The sequence below is a fragment of the Agrobacterium sp. ST15.16.024 genome (assembly GCF_027956545.1).
GTDB classification, from domain to species: Bacteria; Pseudomonadota; Alphaproteobacteria; order Rhizobiales; family Rhizobiaceae; genus Agrobacterium; species Agrobacterium cucumeris.
The window spans coordinates 298,127-314,054 of record NZ_JAQKGO010000003.1; the positions used below are offsets into that span (position 1 = coordinate 298,127).

General features: G+C 58.3%; 18 protein-coding genes. 7 read left to right on the forward strand and 11 right to left on the reverse strand.

Annotated elements, in window-relative coordinates; genetic code table 11:
• Positions 1–18: 18 nt before the first annotated feature.
• Entirely contained in the window at positions 19–276 is a 258-nt protein-coding gene (locus tag PL640_RS13345; protein ID WP_271362253.1) for a pentapeptide MXKDX repeat protein, read from the forward strand.
• Between the two features lie 172 nt (positions 277–448).
• Here the strand turns inward: PL640_RS13345 and PL640_RS13350 are convergent, their stop codons facing one another.
• Positions 449–1,030 (reverse strand): ATP-dependent Clp protease proteolytic subunit, encoded by a 582-nt coding sequence (locus PL640_RS13350; protein WP_142840408.1) that lies wholly within the window; start codon positions 1,028–1,030, stop codon positions 449–451.
• 232 nt (positions 1,031–1,262) lie between these two features.
• Between PL640_RS13350 and PL640_RS13355 the strand changes: the two genes are divergently transcribed.
• On the forward strand, positions 1,263–1,853 hold the full coding sequence (locus PL640_RS13355; protein ID WP_271362254.1) for a HupE/UreJ family protein: 591 nt from the start codon (positions 1,263–1,265) through the stop codon (positions 1,851–1,853).
• Positions 1,854–1,953: 100 nt separating this feature from the next.
• Positions 1,954–2,709 (forward strand): DUF2076 domain-containing protein, encoded by a 756-nt coding sequence (locus tag PL640_RS13360; RefSeq protein WP_271362255.1) that lies wholly within the window; start codon positions 1,954–1,956, stop codon positions 2,707–2,709.
• Between the two features lie 25 nt (positions 2,710–2,734).
• Here PL640_RS13360 and queF read toward each other — a convergent pair whose 3' ends face one another.
• The 4 genes from queF to PL640_RS13380 form a co-directional block, all read right to left on the reverse strand.
• Positions 2,735–3,199 carry a preQ(1) synthase gene (gene queF / locus PL640_RS13365; RefSeq protein WP_142840411.1) on the reverse strand — a complete coding sequence of 155 codons (465 nt, stop codon included), beginning with the start codon at positions 3,197–3,199 and terminating at the stop codon, positions 2,735–2,737.
• Positions 3,200–3,216: 17 nt separating this feature from the next.
• Entirely contained in the window at positions 3,217–4,119 is a 903-nt protein-coding gene (locus tag PL640_RS13370) for a cation diffusion facilitator family transporter (RefSeq protein WP_271362422.1), read from the reverse strand.
• A gap of 155 nt (positions 4,120–4,274) precedes the next feature.
• Positions 4,275–4,676, reverse strand: a complete 402-nt coding sequence (locus PL640_RS13375) for a glyoxalase superfamily protein (RefSeq protein WP_142840412.1) — start codon at positions 4,674–4,676, stop codon at positions 4,275–4,277.
• Positions 4,677–4,744: 68 nt separating this feature from the next.
• The gene (locus tag PL640_RS13380) at positions 4,745–5,851 is read right to left on the reverse strand and encodes a branched-chain amino acid ABC transporter substrate-binding protein (RefSeq protein WP_142840413.1); all 1,107 of its coding nucleotides are present in this window, start codon (positions 5,849–5,851) and stop codon (positions 4,745–4,747) included.
• A 286-nt stretch (positions 5,852–6,137) separates the two neighbouring features.
• Between PL640_RS13380 and PL640_RS13385 the strand changes: the two genes are divergently transcribed.
• Positions 6,138–7,313, forward strand: a complete 1,176-nt coding sequence (locus PL640_RS13385) for a DUF3095 domain-containing protein (RefSeq protein WP_271362256.1) — start codon at positions 6,138–6,140, stop codon at positions 7,311–7,313.
• A gap of 139 nt (positions 7,314–7,452) precedes the next feature.
• On the opposite strand, the gene PL640_RS13390 is transcribed toward PL640_RS13385, so the two are convergent.
• From PL640_RS13390 to PL640_RS13405, 4 genes are all read right to left on the reverse strand, one after another.
• Complete coding sequence (locus PL640_RS13390; protein ID WP_046797913.1) at positions 7,453–7,776, reverse strand: ArsR/SmtB family transcription factor; 324 nt, start codon at positions 7,774–7,776, stop codon at positions 7,453–7,455.
• A 543-nt stretch (positions 7,777–8,319) separates the two neighbouring features.
• Positions 8,320–9,366 (reverse strand): choline ABC transporter ATP-binding protein, encoded by a 1,047-nt coding sequence (gene choV, locus PL640_RS13395; protein WP_142840415.1) that lies wholly within the window; start codon positions 9,364–9,366, stop codon positions 8,320–8,322.
• Positions 9,363–10,214, reverse strand: a complete 852-nt coding sequence (choW, locus tag PL640_RS13400) for a choline ABC transporter permease subunit (RefSeq protein ID WP_271362423.1) — start codon at positions 10,212–10,214, stop codon at positions 9,363–9,365. Before choW ends, choV begins: the two co-directional genes overlap by 4 nt.
• Positions 10,215–10,401: 187 nt before the next feature.
• The gene (locus PL640_RS13405) at positions 10,402–11,304 is read right to left on the reverse strand and encodes a choline ABC transporter substrate-binding protein (protein WP_404944520.1); all 903 of its coding nucleotides are present in this window, start codon (positions 11,302–11,304) and stop codon (positions 10,402–10,404) included.
• Between the two features lie 385 nt (positions 11,305–11,689).
• Here PL640_RS13405 and PL640_RS13410 point away from each other — a divergent pair, with 385 nt between their 5' ends.
• From PL640_RS13410 to PL640_RS13420, 3 genes are all read left to right on the forward strand, one after another.
• Complete coding sequence (locus tag PL640_RS13410) at positions 11,690–12,271, forward strand: thymidine kinase (protein ID WP_142840417.1); 582 nt, start codon at positions 11,690–11,692, stop codon at positions 12,269–12,271.
• A 113-nt stretch (positions 12,272–12,384) separates the two neighbouring features.
• Positions 12,385–12,837: a pseudoazurin gene (locus PL640_RS13415; protein ID WP_065113916.1), complete on the forward strand. Its 453-nt coding sequence runs from the start codon at positions 12,385–12,387 to the stop codon at positions 12,835–12,837.
• A 241-nt stretch (positions 12,838–13,078) separates the two neighbouring features.
• Positions 13,079–14,236 carry a DUF2333 family protein gene (locus PL640_RS13420; RefSeq protein WP_271362257.1) on the forward strand — a complete coding sequence of 386 codons (1,158 nt, stop codon included), beginning with the start codon at positions 13,079–13,081 and terminating at the stop codon, positions 14,234–14,236.
• A gap of 27 nt (positions 14,237–14,263) precedes the next feature.
• On the opposite strand, the gene PL640_RS13425 is transcribed toward PL640_RS13420, so the two are convergent.
• The gene (locus tag PL640_RS13425) at positions 14,264–14,980 is read right to left on the reverse strand and encodes a helix-turn-helix transcriptional regulator (RefSeq protein ID WP_271362258.1); all 717 of its coding nucleotides are present in this window, start codon (positions 14,978–14,980) and stop codon (positions 14,264–14,266) included.
• Positions 14,981–15,080: 100 nt separating this feature from the next.
• On the reverse strand, positions 15,081–15,602 hold the full coding sequence (locus PL640_RS13430) for a TIGR00645 family protein (RefSeq protein WP_269702010.1): 522 nt from the start codon (positions 15,600–15,602) through the stop codon (positions 15,081–15,083).
• Positions 15,603–15,928: the final 326 nt, after the last annotated feature.

Consider the following 15,928-nt stretch of genomic DNA (forward strand, 5'->3'; position numbering starts at 1 on the left):
GTCCAGAGGAGACCTTTCATGATCCGCATTTTTGGCACCATTGCCGTCGCTTCCATGCTGTCCGCCCTGTCTTTCGCAGGCATCGCCCATGCCGACAGCATGAAAACCGACACGATGAAGAAGGATGCCATGCACGGCGACAAGATGAAAATGGAGACGATGAAAAAAGACGGCATGTCCATGACAGGCAAGAAGGACTGCATGCACAAGGCTGGCATGGAAATGGACAAGATGAAGAAGGCCGACATGATGAAGGCCTGTGACGCCATGAAATGACACCGGGGCATTTCCGCTTTTCTCCGAAACGCGAAAACACTCTGTCGCTTTGTTGTTACCCATTGTTCTGATGCAAAAGCGATCCCGCTTTACTGGAGATGCCCTAGCCTGAACGGAAAAAGCCCGCGCCGGTTTTCACCGGCGCGGGCTTTTTCAACAGATAATCAGAAACTCAGAGTTCCGACTGGCTCTCGACGATCTTGCCGACGAGGCCGTAATCCTTGGCGTCATCCGCACTCAGCCAGTAATCGCGATCGATATCCTTGGCGATCTTTTCTTCGCTCTGGCCGGTGGCCTTGGAGAAGATCTTGATCAGGCGCTGGTTCATCTTGATGATTTCGCGGGCCTGGATCTCGATGTCGGATGCCATGCCACGCGTACCGCCGGAGGGTTGGTGCAGCAGGAAGCGGGTGTTCGGCAGGCAAAGACGACGTTCCTTCGGCACCGAAACATAGATCAGCGCGCCAGCGGAAGCGACCCAGCCCGTGCCGATGATATAGACCTTCGGCTTGATGAACTTGATCATGTCATGGATGGAATCACCCGATTCCACGTGACCGCCCGGCGAATTGACGTAAACGCGAATGTCGTCGTCACTGGCGGCGGCAAGCGCGACCAGCTGCGTGCAGACCTTCTGCGCCAGTTCCTGCGTGATGCCACCATAGATGAAGATCGAACGCGACTTGAAAAGATTCGCTTCCGTTTCCTTGCCGATCGGCAGTTCCTTGCTCTTGTCGTCTTCGTCTTCGTTCATCAACGGCTCTCTCCAGCGTAATTCTTGCATGCCCTTCGGACATAGTGCGACTTGTTACGTAAGGCAATGAGCGAAAAAGACAAGGTTCGCGCCTGAACAATAAACAGTACCCCCGGCAGATGACGCATGGACAGCTTCTTTGCGTTCACGATATCGTCGGCCCCTCATTGCAGCGCTGCCCATACCGGAAGCCCAGGATCCGGACCGGCGGCAACAATCGAAAGAGGGAAACATGCTGAAAAGATTAGGCCTTGCCGCTACAGCGCTCGGCGTTACCGCCCTGCCCGCCTTTGCCCATTTGAACCCGGAAGAACACGGCTCCTTCATGGCCGGCGTTTCCCACCCGTTCTTTGGCGCGGACCATATTCTGGCAATGGTGGCCGTCGGCATATGGGCCTCGCAGATCGCCGCCGCGAACAGTGACCGAAAAGCCTTGTGGATCGTGCCGTCCGCCTTTGTCGGCACCATGGCCGTCGGGTTTCTGATGGCGGTTTACGGTATCGGTCTTCCCTTTGTCGAACCCGCCATCCTCGCCTCCGTCATTGGTCTCGGCCTGCTGGTTGCCGCAGCGGCAAAGCTTCCCGCGACAGCGGCGGCAGCGATCGTCGGCGCTTTCGCGCTTTTCCACGGCCATGCCCATGGCGGTGAACTGGGCAGTGCCGGCGCCTGGCAATTCGGCCTTGGCTTCATGATCGCCACCGCGCTGCTGCATCTGGCCGGCATCGCGCTCGGCCTTGGCATTGCCCGTTTCGGCTCGGCGGCAAGCCGCACCATCGGTGCGCTGACGGCAATCGCCGGCCTGTCGCTTGCCCTCGGCGGCTGACGATCATTACCGAAATTTAAAATTCGGGCCGCTTTGAAAAGCCTGAATTGAGGCCTACCTCCTTATCGTGGATTTACGCTTCACGGTAAGGAGGCAGCATATGTCACCGGAAGAAAGCCAGCTTCTCAAGGGCCTGTTCGACAGGACCAAAACCGCATCCGCCACCCCGCGTGACCGCGAGGCGGAAACATTGATCGCAGACGCCGTGCGCGATCAGCCCGCAGCCCCCTATTATCTCGCCCAGGCGGTGATCGTTCAGGAAAAAGGGCTGGAAGCGGCAGCAGCCCATATCAGGCAGCTCGAGGACCGCATCCATGCGCTGGAAAGCGGTAACAACGCCCCGCAGGCGGCCGCACAGGGCGGGTTCCTGAGTTCCATTTTCGGCACCGGCCAGCCCCAGCCACCCGCACCCACGCCAGCCCCTGCCGCCGCCCCAAGCTCATGGCGCAATGATACCGCCGGCCAGACGGCTGGCCCCTGGGGATCGCCGGCCGGTCAGCAGCAACCCGGCGGCCCCTGGAGCCAGCAGCCCAATGCCGTCGGACGTTCAGGTGGTGGCTTTCTGCAGGGTGCGCTTGGCACCGCCGCCGGCGTCGCGGGCGGCATGCTGCTAGCCAATTCGTTGAGCGGCATTTTCGGCAGCCATATGTCGTCGCTGGGACTGGGTTCACCCTTCGGCGGCACTAATGCCACAGGCAACGCCCCCGTCGAAGAAACCGTCGTCAACAATTATTACGGCGACAGCGCAAGCCAGCAGAATAACGACGACGATGACGATAATATCCAGCAGGCCGATTATGACGACAGCGCCGACGATGTGGATTCCGATTCAGGCGACGACGGGTCGTTCGCCTGAATCGTCATGCCTGTAAACAGCCGGATCAGCCCCGACCGCGATAGGTCGGGACACCCTGATCCGGCAGCCACACGCCTTCGGGCGCAGCTCCAGTCTGCCAGAAGACGTCGATTGGAATGCCGCCACGCGGATACCAGTACGCGCCGATCCTCAGCCATTTCGGCTGCAGCAGTTCCACCAGACGCTTGGCGATATAGACGGAGCAATCCTCGTGGAATGCGCCGTGGTTACGGAAGGACTGCAGGAACAGCTTCAGCGACTTCGATTCCACCAGAAAATCACCCGGAATATAATCGATGACGATATGGGCGAAATCCGGCTGGCCGGTCATCGGGCAAAGCGAGGTGAATTCGGGCGCGGTGAAGCGCACCACGTAATCAGTGCCGGCATTGCCGTTCGGCACCTTTTCGAGAATGGCCTTTTCCGGGCTCTCGGGCGTATCGACCTTCGTGCCCAGCTGCGACAGGCCGGAAACATCCGTCACGGACATGGAAAACTCCTGACTACTTATACAATGACTTTGACGCCATGCGCCTTTTCGCCCTCAGGCTCGACGTGAATGGCAAGGCTGGCGCCCGGTATGACCTCCCTTATGGCATCTTCAAGGCGGTCGCAAATATCATGCGCCTCCCGCACCGTCATCGTGGCCGGAACCACCACGTGGAAATCGATGAATGCCGCCGAACCGGCACGGCGGGTTCTAAGGTCATGCACACCCATCACGCCGCCGGAATGTTCGGCAATCGCCTTCTTGATCGCCTCGTCTTCTTCCGGCTCCACGGCCCGGTCCATCAGCCCGCCCAACGAATGCAGGATGACCTTCGATCCCTGAAACAGGATGTTGATGGCAACCAGAATGGCGAGCAGCGGATCGAGAATGGCGTAACCCGTCAGAAGCGCCAGAATGAGGCCGACGAGAACACCCGCCGAGGTCACGACATCGGACATGATGTGATGGCCATCGGCCGCAAGCGCCGGCGAGGCGTATTTCTTACCGACGCGGATCAGGGTTGTCGCCCAGACGGCATTGATGACGGCTGCAAAGGCGTTGATGGCAAGACCGAGAACCGGCGCTTCCGGCAGCCTCGGACTGAAAAGGCTGCTCCACGCTTCCTGCACGATCAGGAGCGCGGCTACGACGATCAGCACGCCTTCCACCACGGCGGAAATATACTCCGCCTTGTGGTGGCCGAACTGATGGTCGTCATCGGCGGGCTTCTGCGCATAACGAATGACGAAATAGGCGATGAAGGCCGCGACCACGTTGACGGTCGATTCCAGACCATCAGACAGAAGTGCGACGGACCCCGTGACCCACCATGCCAGAAGCTTGAGGCCCAGCACGCCGAAAGAAAGTGGAATGCCCCAGAATGCGAGCTTCCTTACCAGTGCATTGCCTTCACTGTTCATTTTTGCCCCCGTGCGGATGCGAACGAATTGCATGACCGACTGCCAAAACGCACGAACCGCGCGCACGGGGTCTCCGTGCGCGCGGTTCGCTATTGGGGTTTTCTATCGTTCAAACCGCAGGCAAGGTCAAGAGCCTCAAGATCGCATCAACGACCTCAGTCCTCGCTTTTCTGTTCGCAGAAACGGATGCGGTTGCCGAAGGGATCGGTGACTTCCATCACATCGCCCCAGGGCAGTTCTTCTACGCCCGGCTTCATGAAGCGATAGTCATGCGCCGCCAGTTCCTGCCGATAGGCGTGAACGCCGCGCATGGTGACGAAGATGTTGGAGCCCGGGGTCGCATCGCCGTGATGGCCGCTGAGGTGCAGCCCCATTCCGGCGCGCGATACCTGCATATAGAGCGGGAAATTGTCACCGAAGCGATGTTCCCAGTCGATCTCGAAACCGAGAAAATCGACATAAAACTCACGGGCCTTGGCCTCGTCGAAAATCCTGACGATCGGGAACGTCCGCTCGAAACCGATTTCTGAAAGGCTGTGCTTTTCGGCGTCGCGCATGCGCACTTTCCCGTTTTTAAGGCCATGAAAAAATACCGGCCGCAACAGGTGCGGCCGGTATCGTCAGCTTATTCGGCGGCGACGATCTTGCCGTCCTGCCACTTGAAGAGCGAGAAGGTCTGCGACGTCAGGTCGCCATTCTCGCCATAGGTGACCTTGCCGATTGCCGTGGCGAAAGCATCACCGCTCTTCAGAGCCGTGACAACCGCTTCGGCATCCTTGGCGCTTCCAGCCTTCTCGATGCCGGCCTTCAGAACTTCAACGGCAGCGTAGGCATTGAGGGTGAAGGCTTCCGCCGGAATGTTGGCAGCCTTCAGCGCTTCGGCTGCGGCCTTGGAGTCGTCGTTCTTCAGCGCGTCAGAGGCGTTGGTGAAGATGGTGCCTTCGCCAGCCTGCGAACCGATGTTCCAGAACTCGCTGTTCGACAGGCCGTCACCGCCAATGACGGCAGCCTTGGAGCCGATGTCCTTCAGCTGGCGCACCAGAAGACCGGCTTCCGGATGGTAACCGCCGAAATAGACGACATCGGCATTGTCGGACTTCAGACGGGCTGTCAGCGCGCCGAGATCCTTTTCGCCGGGTGTCAGGGCATCATAGAGAACTTCGGTCACGCCACCGGCATTCAGCGTTGCCTTGAAGGCATCCGCAAGACCTTTACCGTAGGCGCCCTTGTCGTGAATGATGGCGATCTTCTTGTCCTTGAGGTTGGCGAGAACGTATTTCGCCGCAACCTCGGCCTGCTGGTCGTCACGACCACAGGTACGGAAGACGTTGGAAAGGCCACGGTTGGTCAGGCCCGGCGCAGTTGCCGTGGGGGTGATCATCAGTACGCCGTTTTCGGCAAAGACATCCGATGCCGGAATGGCGACGCCAGACGTCACCGGACCGACGACGAAATGAATGCCTTCGGCAACGAGCTGGTTGGCCGCGGAAACGCCCTGCTTCGGCTCGCCGCCATCGTCGGCCAGCTTCAGCACGACCTGTTCGCCGAGGATGCCGCCCTTTTTGTTGATTTCATTGACTGCCGTCTGCGCGCCGTTCTTGACCTGGTCGCCATAGGCAGCGACGGGGCCGGTGAGCGGCGCAATCAGGCCGATGACGATTTCGGCATGGGCAAGGGGTGCGAATGCGAAGGACGCGGCAAGCGTCACGCTGGTCAATGTCTTCAGTTTCATCCTGGTGTCTCCTTAAAAGGGGTCGCGGACCCGGTGAGCGCCATGGGCGTTGACCGAATGAAACTTATCGGACGCCTCCCGGCGAAAACTCGTTCCATGTTTGAATTCCGAGCCTTCAATCTCAACTCATACGGAAGGTTTGATGATTTATGCAAGTCACCTTTGTTGGATAAGGTCTATTACCTGTAAATCAATCGCCCCGCCCGTCATGATTGCGCTATCAGAACCTATAATCGACCCTTCGTAAACCCTTGGCGTTTGGCTGCCAGAAGTGGATAATACCGGCATGATCGCAGCAGATGACGCATTTCTGACGGGCCTTCCCGTCTTCCGGCATTTTGAGGACGTGGCAGACCCGGCGCTTTACCGCGCCCTGCCGCCGGGATGGGGCCTGGCCATCGCCGATATCGTCGATTCGACGGCCGCGATCGGTGCCGGCAGGTACAAGTCCGTCAACATGGCTGGCGCGGCGGTCTTATCAGGCGTCTCGAACAGTCTTGGCCGCCATGACCTGCCATTCGTCTTTGGTGGCGATGGCGCCGCCGTCGCCGTGCCGGCAAATGGAATGCCGCTTGCGGGCATCGCCCTTTCGAACGTTCAGCGCTGGGTGAAGGACGACCTTGACCTTTCGATGCGGGTTGCCCTGGTGCCGATCGAAGACATCCGCACAAACGGCTTCGATGTCAGGGTCGCACGCTTTCAGGCAAGCGAAGATGTTTCCTATGCAATGTTTTCGGGCGGCGGCAACAGCTGGGCGGAAGCGCAGATGAAGGCCGGGCAATATACCCTGCCAGCCGCCGCAGCGGGTGAGCGGCCGGATCTCACGGGCCTCTCATGCCGCTGGAACCCCATTCCGGCCACCCATGGCAAGGTGGTGTCGATCATCGCCGTGCCGGGACCGTCGCAGGATATGCCCGCCTTCCGGCAACTGGTCGTCGATCTCGTTGATCTGGCCGCCCAGGATGCAAGACATGGCCACCCCGTGCCGGAGGACGGACCGAAACTCGGTTTTGTCGGAGAAGGCCTCGGTCTCGAAGCAAAGGCTGGCGCTGCCTATCACGATGGCTGGGGGCAGAAGCGCCGTTCGCTGCGCATCCTCGGCGAAAGCCTGCTCGTCAATCTTCTCGGCCTGACCGGGGTGTCGCTCGGGCGGTTCAATGCGGAGCGTTACCGACGCTCGGTGGCCAGCAACACCGATTTCAGGAAATTCGATGACGGCCTGAAGATGACGGTGGACATAGACGCCGCGCGGTTCGAAAAAATCCATGCCCGGCTGGAACAGGCCCGCCTGTCCGGAACCTGCTATTTTGGCCTGCACGAACAGGAGGCCGCCCTGATGACCTGTATCGTGCCCTCGCCGCTTTCGCGGGATCACATGCATTTCGTGGACGGTGCGGACGGCGGATATGCGGCAGCGTCAAGCCGCCTCAAACAACAGATGCAGGCGGCGCTATCCCCATAAGACCCGCCGGTGTGAGAGGTGCGCCTCTTAAGCCTGATGGTCCTCCGATCCAGACGCAGGACCTGAAAACGAAAAACCGGCGTCGTGCGCCGGTTTCAACGGATATGTTGCCGCGAAGGCCCGAAAAATGGCCGTGGGATCAAGCGGCGGTCTTGCTGCTGCTCTTCTGCACCTGGCAATAAATTTCCTCGAGGGAGGCGAGGATTTTTTTGACGGATTCGGAGTTGCTGGAGTAATAGATGGTCTGCGCATCCCGTCGTGTCTTGACCAGCCGTTGCGCACGCAATTTGGAAAGATGCTGCGAAAGAGCGGACTGGCTGAGACCAACCTGCGAAGCGAGAACACCGACCGGCACTTCCGTATCCACCAGCGTGCATAAGATCATCAGGCGCTTGGGATTCGCCATCGCTGAGAGCAAGTCTGCAGCGGCGATGCTATGTTCCGACAGAGATTGGTTATCCATACGCTCAAGTCTCCTGATGACAGTCGGAAAGACCGTCATGGTGGCTATAATAGGTGTTCCAAAAGAAGTTTTTATAATTCGGCGGATACGTTGTATATACCTAAATCTTGCTTATATCGTGTCCCTTTCAAAGACTATTCTTGACCATTTATTTACTTAAGACATCGCGACTAAATTATAATCTTTTTGCCTGATTTTTATCAATTTAGCAATAACCTTATGTATTAGCAGTAGTATTTATAAGCAGTAAACGATCAAAATTTGAGCGTATAAATCTTGACGACCAGTGCCCGGTTTTGAGGCTGCAATCTTATACCACCTTAAATTTAGCAACGGCCTACAGAATCTAGATTAACTTTGCGCAATTTTCTCGAAATTTGCAATATGATTTTTATTAGTAATTATTTTCATGCATAACTTATGATACCAAAAATATTCTTTGCTACCGTGGGAAGGTATAACTTGCGCCGCAGGCCCGCTTTAAAAGCATAAAGGGCCCTCCATCACGGAAGGCCCTTTTTGCTTTTTCACCGCGGGGGAATATTATTTTTTGCGATGCCGGGTCAGCCCGGTCACGATCTCGTCGGCGGAGATTGTGCCTATGATCGCGCCATTGTCGACGACACCGATCGCGCCCGAATGCTTCGCAAGCGCATCGAGAATGTCGATCAGCGGCGATGACGCAAGCGCGGTAGCGGCCACGGTCAGTCGCCCGTTTCGCTCGTCGACACCGGGCTTCATCACGTCGGCGGCGGTGAGCATCGAGATCGGGTTCATGTTCTGCACGAAGTCAGCGACATATTGCGTGGCCGGCTGCTTGACGATCTGCTGTGGGGTACCGCACTGGATGATGCGCCCGCCTTCCATCATGGCGATGCGATTGCCGATGCGGAATGCCTCGTCCAGATCGTGACTGACGAAGAGAATGGTCTTCTTCAGCCGGCTCTGGAATTCCAGAAGCTCATCCTGCAAACGGCTTCTGATCAGCGGATCGAGCGCCGAAAACGGCTCGTCCATCAAGAGAATCGGCGCGCCGGTGGCGAAGGCACGGGCCAGCCCCACGCGCTGCTGCATGCCGCCGGAAAGTTCTCCCACCTTGCGGTCGGCCCAGGCGGAGAGGTTCACCAGTTCCAGCTGCTCGGCCACCATGCGTTTGCGCTCCGCTTCCGGCACGCCGGAAAGCTCGAGCCCAAAACCGACATTGTCGGCCACATTGCGCCAGGGCAGAAGGCCGAATTGCTGGAACACCATGGAAACCGTGTGCGTGCGCAGGTCGCGCAGCGCCTTCGCCGGGCAGCGATAGGGATCGACATAACCGGACTTGGTCTTGACGCCGACATTGCCGCGCACCACCGGCGCCAGACCATTGACGGCGCGAAGCAGCGTCGATTTGCCGGATCCGGAAAGCCCCATGAGCACGAGGATTTCGCCTTCACTCACCGACAGCGAGGCATTGGCAACACCGAGCACCAGCCCGGTCTCGTTATTGATCTCGTCGCGGGTACTGCCTCTGTCGATCATCGGCAGGGCGGCATCGGGCCGGTCGCCGAAAACGATATCGACATTTCCGAAGATGATGGCGTCGCTCATAGGTCATCCTCCGCGCCTGGAAGTCGGAAAAGCCGGTCGAGAACGATCGCCAGTATGACGATACACAGCCCTGCCTCGAAGCCCATGGAGATATTGACGGTGTTGAGCGCGCGCACCACCGGTACGCCGAGCCCGTTGGCGCCGACGAGAGCGGAGATGACCACCATTGACAGCGACAGCATGATCGTCTGGGTCAGGCCCGCCATGATCTGCGGCGCGGCGAAGGGAAGCTCCACCTTGCGCAGAACCTGGGACGGCGTCGCACCGAAGGCGACCGCCGCCTCCACCAGCGCCGGTGGCGTCGAGACGATGCCGAGGCGGGTAAGCCGTACGGGGGCCGGAATGGCGAAGATAACGGTGGCGATGAGCCCGGGAACCATGCCAAGGCCGAAAAGCACCAGCGCCGGGATAAGATAAACGAAGGTCGGGATGGTCTGCATCAGGTCCAGCACCGGGCGCATACCGGCATAAATCCATTTGCGCCGCGCCGCCAATATGCCGAGCGGTATGCCGATGATCATGCACACGGCGCTCGCGGCCATCACCAGCGCCAGCGTTTCCGTCGTGGCTTTCCAGTAACCGAGATTGATGATGAGCAACAGGCCGAGCGCCGTGAAGAGCGGCATGCCGACGGACCGGCGTGTCCAGGCCGAAAACGCCGTCACTATCGCGACGATGATCAGCGGATGCGGCGCCTGTAAGACATAAAGCAGGGCGTTGATGACGCTTTGGAAGATGAAAGAAAGCCAATCGAAGAAAAAAGCGAGATTGCCGGTCAGCCAATCGATGGCCTCCTTGGCATATCGGCCGACAGGCAGGCGGTTTTCAGGAGCGCTGAGCCATTCCACGGTAAGAAAAGACCTTTCGTGAACAAATGCAGAAACGACGGCCGGCAGCGGGACTGCCGGGCGCGGTGCTGGCGCATGACCTGCGATGCGGCAAAATTCGCCGGCTGAGGTCATGCATGGGCATCGTTATTTCCCGCTGCAATCCGGCCTGTCGCACAGGCCGGACGCAGTCATGCATAGTCTTGCGTTAAAGGCCCAGCGCCTTCTTGGCGGCGGGCAAGGCGTCGGCACTGCCGTCCCTGGTCTTGACGTTTGCGAGCCAGGGCTCGATCGCCGCCGGATTGGCCTTCAGCCAGGCGGTCGCTGCCGCTTCGCCCTCAAGGCCGTCATTCAGGATCTTGCCCATGATCTCGTTTTCCATGGGCAGGGAAAATTGCAGGTTCTTCAGAAACGCGCCGACATTCGGGCACTCCTCGACATAACCCTTGCGCACATTGGTATGGATCGTCGCGCCGCCGAGATTGGGGCCGAAGACCTCGTCGCCACCGGTCAGGTAGGTCAGCTTGAAATTCGCATTCATCGGATGCGGTTCCCAGCCGAGGAAGACGATCGGCTCGCCGGATTTTTCCGCACGGGCAACCTGCGACAGCATGCCCTGTTCGGAAGACTCCACCACCTCGAATGATTTCAGGCCGAAACTATCCTTGGCCACCATGTCGAGGATCAGGCGATTGCCGTCATTGCCCGGCTCGATGCCGTAAATCTTGCCGCCGAGATCGGCGCTATGGGCGGCGATATCCTTGAAGTCCTTGATGCCGAGTTCGGCACCCTTGGCGTTGGTCGCCAGCGTGTATTTGGCGCCTGTCAGGTTTTCACGCAGCGTCTCAACAGATTTGTCTTCGCGGTAAGGCGCGATATCGCCTTCCATGGTCGGCATCCAGTTGCCGAGGAAGACATCGATGTCCTTGTTTTTCAAGGATGTATAGGTAACGGGTACGGAGAGAAGCTTGACGTCGGTTTCATAACCCAGGCTTTTCAGAAGTACGGTGGCCGTCGCCGTTGTGGCCGTGATGTCGGTCCAGCCAACATCTGAGAAACGCACCGTACCGCAACTTGCCGGCTCGGCGGCACCGGCCGCGCTGAACGTCATGGAGGAGATTGCTGCGGCCAGGGCCAGACAGCGGCTTCTATTTGCAAACATTGTTTGCTCCCTTTTTTTTCGTTCCCTTGCCATTATCAATATCTGCCGGCCACAATCAACTCGCGTGCATTTGCGTGCTTTGGCCCACCGTTTGCGACAAAACCGTGAAAATGTCGGCCTTCAACCGTGTAATGTCGAGAATGGCAGGCCGCGGAAATCTGTGTTTTTTCCATCTCCGCACTTTTCAACCCGCTTCTTCGCCGTCAAAAGACGCAGATTGCAGCATCGGCTCGGGAATGAGAATCGGTTTTGCAAGGCGCGATGCGCCGATTCAGAAAATTGGAGCATGGTTGCGACGCGTCTGACGAACGCAAAGGCGCTCCGGGAGTGGATAATGGCAAAACTCTATTTCAATTATTCGACGATGAATGCCGGCAAATCGACCATGCTGCTGCAGGCGTCCTATAATTATCAGGAACGCGGCATGCGCACCCTGATCTTCACGGCCGCCTTCGACAACCGGGCGGGCGTCGGTCGCGTCGCCTCGCGCATCGGCCTGTCCTCCGACGCCCTGACCTTCGATGAAAATACCGACCTCTTCGCCGAGGTATCGGCCCTTAATGCCGAGGCGCCGGTCGCCTGCGTTTTCATCGACGAAGCCAACTTTCTCTCCGAACACCATGTCTGGCAGCTGGCCAATATTGCCGACAGGCTGAATATTCCGGTCATGACCTATGGCCTGCGCACGGATTTTCAGGGCAAGTTATTCCCCGCCTCGAAGGAACTGCTCGCCATCGCCGACGAGCTTCGCGAAATCCGCACCATCTGCCATTGCGGTCGCAAGGCGACGATGGTGGCCCGTTTCGACAATGAAGGAAAGGTCGTGACGGAAGGCGCGCAGATCGAGGTCGGCGGCAATGAAAAATACGTTTCCTTCTGCCGCCGCCATTGGGTGGAGACCATCAAGGGCGGCTGAGCCTCTGCGTCCGGTTGCCGCATTTGATTTTTCGCAAAGATGGCTGCCCTGCTCCTGCGCTAAGACGAGGACGACACATTCGCGTGGATGTGCTTTCTCTCAGGAGCAAAATTATGCAGAACAAAACTGCCAAATTCGCCAGCCTCGCCATCATCGCAGGCCTTTTCGCCTTTCCCGCCCTCTCGGCTGAAATCGAAGTAAAGATGCTCAACAAGGGCAGCGACGGCCAGGCGATGGTCTTCGAACCGGCAACCGTCAAGGCCGCTGTCGGTGACGTCATCACCTTCGTTCCGGTCGACAAGGGCCATGATGCGGCAGCCGTCAAGGAAATGATCCCCGAAGGTGTCGCCGACTTCAAGGGCAAGATGAACGAGACGGTGAAGGTGACGGTCGACAAGGAAGGCGCATATGTCGTCAAATGCACACCGCATCTTGGCATGGGCATGGTGGCTCTCATTGTCGTTGGCGACGCACCGCCGGCCAATCTGGATGCTGTCAAGAACGGTAAGCTGCCGAAGAAAGCCCGTGACCGGCTGAATGCCGAGATCACCAAACTGGGCCTGTAACCGCATATCCCCACGGTTCCGCGCCGGCAATATCCGGTTAAGCAGTCTGAGCATGCCGGAATGGCCGACGCGGACCGCAGGTTGAGAAAAGTTTCGCAATCATGTTGTATCCCGGTTGACCGGGACATATCTGGAAGACAGTAAATGACCGTGGTTTTTCCGAAGCGCCGAAGGGCGCCCGGTTGAACCGCGGATTTTTCTTCCGGCGTCCAGCCCCACGGGCAGAGGAGACTATGACGACATGATCGACCGGATCACCGCATTGATTCAGGCAGCCTTCAGCGCCATCGGCAAGGCCGCCGGCATGGTCGTCGCCTGGCTTTTGTGGCCCTTCATGGCCGCCCATGGCTGGTATCGCGACCGCAACTGGATCATCAAGGGACCGATCGCGCTGGTTCTCATCCTGCTTGCCGGCTTTTACGGATATTTCGTCTGGCAGACGCAGGTCTGGAGCAATTTCGACCCGGATTACATTTCCCGTTACAAGCTGTCTGAACGCACCGTGCCGCCCGGACAGGAATTGCCGGCAGCCACCCCGGCTGCAGCCGCCGGCGCCACAGGCGCTGCCGCCAACACGTCCGCACCCGTGTGCCAGCGATCCGCCATCGTCGATGCCGCCGCCGATCTCACCGATTTCAACGTCAACCAGAATGCATGGATTTCCTCCATGCTGCTTTACCGTCTCGGCCTTTTCGGCATGGATTGGGACAGCACGCCGTTTCTGGATAACAAGGCTTCGTTCCAGCGCGGCGTGAACCAGGCCGTGCGCCGCACCTCGGTGGAACTGGTGGATACGCTTGGCCGCGTGCGCGGCACCTCTGGTATCAACAACAATCTCCAGGAAGCGCGTGGCAACATGCAGTTCAGCGAATATTCCTGGTATTTCGGCCTTGATCCCTTCGGTCCGAAGACGCCTACACCCAGCTATTACCGCGCCGCCATCCGCAGCTTCCAGGCTTTCAACGGCGAACTGACCGCCTGCAAGGCCGTCTTCGATACCCGTGCCGACAACCTCATCCAGTTCATCGACCGTATTGCCGGCGATATCGGCTCCACATCGGCAATTCTACGCGAGCGTTCGGAAAATTATAATGGCGGCTGGTTCGATACCCGCGCCGACGACCGTTTCTGGTTCGCCTATGGCCAGCTCTACGGTTATTACGGCGTGCTTTCCGCCGCCGGATCGGACTTCGCGCAGGTCATCCGCGAGCGTAACCTCACCAACCTGTGGAACGACACGCTGGTGCAGACCCGCGCGGCGCTGCGCATCCAGCCAGCCATCATTTCCAACGGCGAGGAAAGCGGCTGGATCATGCCCTCGCATCTCGCCACCATGGGATTTTACGTACTGCGGGTTCGCTCGAACCTCGTCGAGCTCCGTTCCGTTCTCGACCGCTGACAATGATGCCGGCCCTTTGCGGCCGGCTCAATCTATCAGGCGCTGACGTATGGTCTTTGCCACCAGCTGCGTGCGGTTGACGCAGTCGAGCTTGCGCATGGCGTTGTTCATATAGGTATTGACGGTGTGCTCCGAGATGGAGAGAAGCTCGGCGATCTCCACGGAGGTCTTGCCCTGCGCGGTCCAGCGCACCACATCGAGCTCCCGTTTCGTCAAAGGCGACGGGCTTTTGGAGCCGATGCGGCAAAGACGGTCATAGACCTCCAGAGCATGCAGCACGATCATGCCCAGTTCATTCAGCGATGCCTGTGAGAGGGCATCGCGATCGCCGGCAAAATTCATCAGGTGCCGGTTTCCGCTCATGCCGCTGACGGGCACCATGAGCCCGGAGGTGATGCCGATGCTGCCGAGTGATGCCCCCGCTTCCGCCAGCGTTCCACAGGAAATATCCGCGTCGTCCAGCGACCAGTATTGCGGCATCATCGATGAGGCGCCACGCTTGATAACGGGACACTCGCCAAGCGCACCATTCGCGGTCATCGCATTCACAACCCAGACCGGCAGGCTGCTTTCCACAACTGTTGGCAAGGCATAGGCATTGCTGCCGCCGGGTAATTTCATCAGCGTCACATGGGCATAGCCGAACGCGCGCATTACCTCTAGCAGCGCCATCAGCCATTGCTGCCTGTCGGCAGCGGCCGACAGGTCACGGCAAAGTCTGGCCTGGCGCTCCGTTTTCGACATTCAGCCACCACCACCCGATGGGCGCAAGATGCCCCAATGTGAGGAACAGACAGCAAAGGCGAAGACGGTTGCGACCTTCATGACCGGCGGACCACCTGAATTAAAGCGCGGGTTTTTCGGACTTGTCCTTTGGCTTGGCCATCAGTTTTTCCAGAAAACCGAGCATAACCGCCGAGACGACAAAAGCCAGATGAATGATGGTGAACCACATCAGCTTGCTGTCCGAATATTGGTTGGCGTTGAGGAATATCTGCAGCAGATGGATGGACGAAATCGCCACGATCGACGATGCGACCTTGATCTTCAGACTGCCGGCGTCGAGCTTGCCCAGAAACGAAACCTCATCATCCGCATTGTCGAAGCGGCTGACGAAATTCTCGTAACCGGAAATCATCACCATGACGATCAGGCTGGCGACCAGCGCCGCATCGATCAACCCAAGCATGGCGAGGATCATATCCGACTCGTCATAAATAAAGACGTTTTTTGCAACCTTCAGGAATTTGAGCGCGAAGGAAAACGCATAAACCGCCAGCGCCGCGACAAGCCCGAGATAAAAAACGACGAGCAGCCAGCGGCTGGAGAGGATGATCCGCTCGACGAGCAGTTCAAGAGACTTCATTTCCGTATCCGATAATAATCTGTTTACTGTTGGAGCATGCTTTCTTTCGCCATGTAAACTGGCTGCGAATATCCTAGCAAGCGGCAATGTCGGGACTTTGGCGGCACCATGGCGTTTTTGCCGCATTCAGCGGCTGGAAGACGCCACGACAGCTCGTAACATTTCTGCAACATGCCGTTATGCTTTAAAACATGATGCGAAAAGTCATATATAATATGTTGACAGTTATCATCATGTTTTCTAGTCCTCACCTATCGGCTCGCCCGTAACAATTCAGAACATTTTCAGCCGCGCACAAGTGCGGCGCGTTTTCGCGCGCCGTGTTT